Source organism: Shimia sp. SK013, assembly GCF_001292625.1.
Taxonomy (GTDB): domain Bacteria; phylum Pseudomonadota; class Alphaproteobacteria; order Rhodobacterales; family Rhodobacteraceae; genus Shimia.
Genome location: NZ_LAJH01000027.1, coordinates 1 through 2,832, shown reverse-complemented (window position 1 = coordinate 2,832; position 2,832 = coordinate 1). Strand labels below are relative to the sequence as shown.

Annotated in this window: 4 protein-coding genes; all 4 read left to right on the top strand. The window is 56.8% G+C overall.

All coding sequences use genetic code 11. From position 1 onward, the window contains the following. The first annotated feature begins 124 nt into the window (after positions 1-124). Positions 125-436: a hypothetical protein gene (locus SHIM_RS20460; protein WP_054004164.1), complete on the top strand. Its 312-nt coding sequence runs from the start codon at positions 125-127 to the stop codon at positions 434-436. Continuing rightward, positions 433-1,929 (top strand): YfjI family protein, encoded by a 1,497-nt coding sequence (locus tag SHIM_RS18400; protein ID WP_054004163.1) that lies wholly within the window; start codon positions 433-435, stop codon positions 1,927-1,929. Before SHIM_RS20460 ends, SHIM_RS18400 begins: the two co-directional genes overlap by 4 nt. A gap of 185 nt (positions 1,930-2,114) precedes the next feature. Further along, positions 2,115-2,651 carry a hypothetical protein gene (locus SHIM_RS18395; RefSeq protein ID WP_054004162.1) on the top strand — a complete coding sequence of 179 codons (537 nt, stop codon included), beginning with the start codon at positions 2,115-2,117 and terminating at the stop codon, positions 2,649-2,651. Then, on the top strand, positions 2,644-2,832 hold a 189-nt coding region (locus SHIM_RS20475; RefSeq protein ID WP_206541378.1), incomplete at its 3' end, for a hypothetical protein. The genes SHIM_RS18395 and SHIM_RS20475, both read left to right, overlap by 8 nt.

Sequence of the window (2,832 nt, the reverse complement as noted above, 5' to 3'; positions counted from 1 at the left end):
GGATAACCGCTATGCGGCGGGCATTCAGAATATAACACATGCAAGATGCGCAGAGGAACCCTCTTGCCGCACTGACAGGAGCGCCACTGAGAGATTGAAAACCGAGCGAATTGTGTCGCTCAAGATGTTCCTTACCGATGCCCCTAAACTGGAGGCCATTGCTGTCGCTGCCGAGTTTCTCGAGCGACACCGCACAGAGGGACCTGCTGCGCATTTTTTTGGCGATCTAGTTGGGGAAGCCTTTATCTGGAGCACCTCTGCGACATCACCGGAACTGGCCGCTTACGTCGCCGCAGGGCTGGACCGATTGGGCCGCGTCCCGCTGCACCTAAGTGCCCGAAGGCGGATCTTTTGGCAGATGTGGGAATGTTTGACAGAGGCGGATCGAAACGCCTTCAAAGCAAAAGTTTTGAATCGAAAGGCGGTATGCGAATGAACTCCGCTCAGCCTATTCCCTTCACGCGCGAAGAACCGCAACCCCTCTTGCGAGAAATTCCTCTCGGGACGGCCTATCCCGTTCACGCACTCGGCGCGCTTCGCTCCGCTGTGGAGGCAGTGCAAGGAGCGACGCAAGCACCTATCGCAATACCTGCGCAATCGGCACTGGCGGTCGCCTCTCTGGCCGTTCAGGGTTTCGCGGATGTGCAAACACTTGGCGGCAACAGACCGCTCTCTCTTTTCGCCCTTACAATCGCTAGAAGCGGAGAACGCAAATCCGCATGTGATGCACCGCTTATGGCCGCACTGCGTCACCATGAACGCGAAGGGGCCAAAGGCAATAAGGAAGCCGTCACCGCATGGCAAAATCGGCACGCCTTATGGAAAGGCGAACGTGACCGAATCCTTGTGGAAGCAAAGAAAAACAAAGGAGAGAAACGAACGGCGGCGCAAGCGGATCTGAATGCACTAGGGCCGGAACCTGAAGCGCCGGCAACGCCTGACCGAACAGTAACTGAGCCGACATTTGAAGGACTGACAAAGCTCTTTGCCTTCGGCCAGCCATCGCTTGGTCTGTTCTCAGACGAAGGCGGACAATTCCTGGGCGGTCACGCTATGAGCAGCGAGCACCGTCAAAAGACGCTGGCCGCGTTTAATGACCTTTGGCAAGGAAACCCCATCAGGCGCACGCGTTCAGGTGATGGACACAGCACACTCTACGGCCGACGACTGGCCGCTCATTTGATGGTGCAACCGACCGTTGCGCGGGGCTTCATGGCTGACCCTCTGGCTGCTGACACGGGTTTCTTGCCGCGTTTTCTGACATGCGAGCCGCCAAGCTCTATCGGCACACGGATGCAAGCAAATGGGTGGCGCGATGACACTTCGCTTGCGGCGTTTTCCAAACGGATGACCGAGATCTTGGAGGCACCGTTGCCTATGGATGAGGAAACCCGCGAACTAGAACCACGTACGCTTGAATTGACCGCAGATGCCCGGAGCCTGTTGATAGGGTTTGCGGACACTGTGGAAGGCAGGCAAGCGCGTGGGGGCGATTTGCACCACATAACAGGGACAGCGAGTAAGATCGCTGAGCAGGCCGCCCGCATTGCAGGCGTTTTGACGCTCTGGACAGATCTGGATGCGGCGACTGTACGTGGCCAAGTGATGGCCGACGCCATCGAACTTGCTCAATTCTATCTCGCGGAAGCAGCGCGCCTGTCCAATGCTGCGTCGGTTTCAGTAGAGATCGACCGCGCAGACGCTTTGCGCCGCTGGTTGATAGATGATTGGGCACACAGCGACGTCATGTTGCGTGATGTCGTGCGAAGAGGCCCAAACGCCCTTCGAGAAAGCCCGAAGGCCAAAACAGCGCTCACAATACTCGAAAAACACGGCTGGTTGGTTCCCCTGGAAACTGGAACCGTTGTGCGCGGTTCACAGAGAAAAGAAGCGTGGGCAATCATGAAAGGTAGCCGTGATGTGGTGTAATTCAAAAATCAGGCTTGCGAAAAATAAAGCGGACCCACCTGCGACACCCGCGACATCTGCGACAAATGATCGAAAATCCGTGACCGCGTCGCAATTGTCGCGACTGTCGCAAGGTGCCGAAATGGCCAATGTCGCCGTATCTGTTGGGTGGAAAAATTTACGATGTTCAAATGTGAGAAGCACTTATGACCGAGATTGAGAAAACCAAGCCGAATGTTCTTGGTGTAAAGGTAAAGGGGTCGGCGCAAACGGGGCACAAAATTGAAATGGCTGAGAAAAGCGCTCTATGCCAGATCTTCGGAACTTCTGACGACAAGCAAGCGAACGCCCTTCTAAGCCACTGTCTGAAGGTCCTGAAGGCGGAGGAAGCCACAGACGAGCACCCCAGAAATGACGAGCGGACATTTATGCTTTCAGTGATCCGCGATCTTGCTCCGAGAGACGCGGTGGAGCGCATGCTTGCGGTGCAAATGGCAGCAACGCATGTCGCCACGATACGGGCGGGAGCGTGGCTTTCACGTTCAGAGAACCTAGCTCAAGGGAAAACGCATTCAACTGCATATGCCAAACTAGCTCGTACTTTTACGTCACAGGTTGAGGCCCTAAGAAAACACCGGACGGGTGGCAGGCAAACGGTCACAGTACAGCACGTTAATGTTTCCGATGGCGGGCGAGCCATCGTGAGCAATGTCCAACCCGGGGGGAGGGGCGGCGATGAGTGATGGCGAGAACCCCATGAGCAAGGCCCATGCGGCTCCCAGATGCACAGCGATGTCCAAGCGGACGGGCGAGCGGTGCAAAGGCCCAGCGGTGCGTGGGTGGCGGGTCTGTCGCTTCCACGGCGCGGAAGGCGGGCATTCGTCTGGCAAGGATCACCCGTCATGGCGGCATGGAATGCGGTCG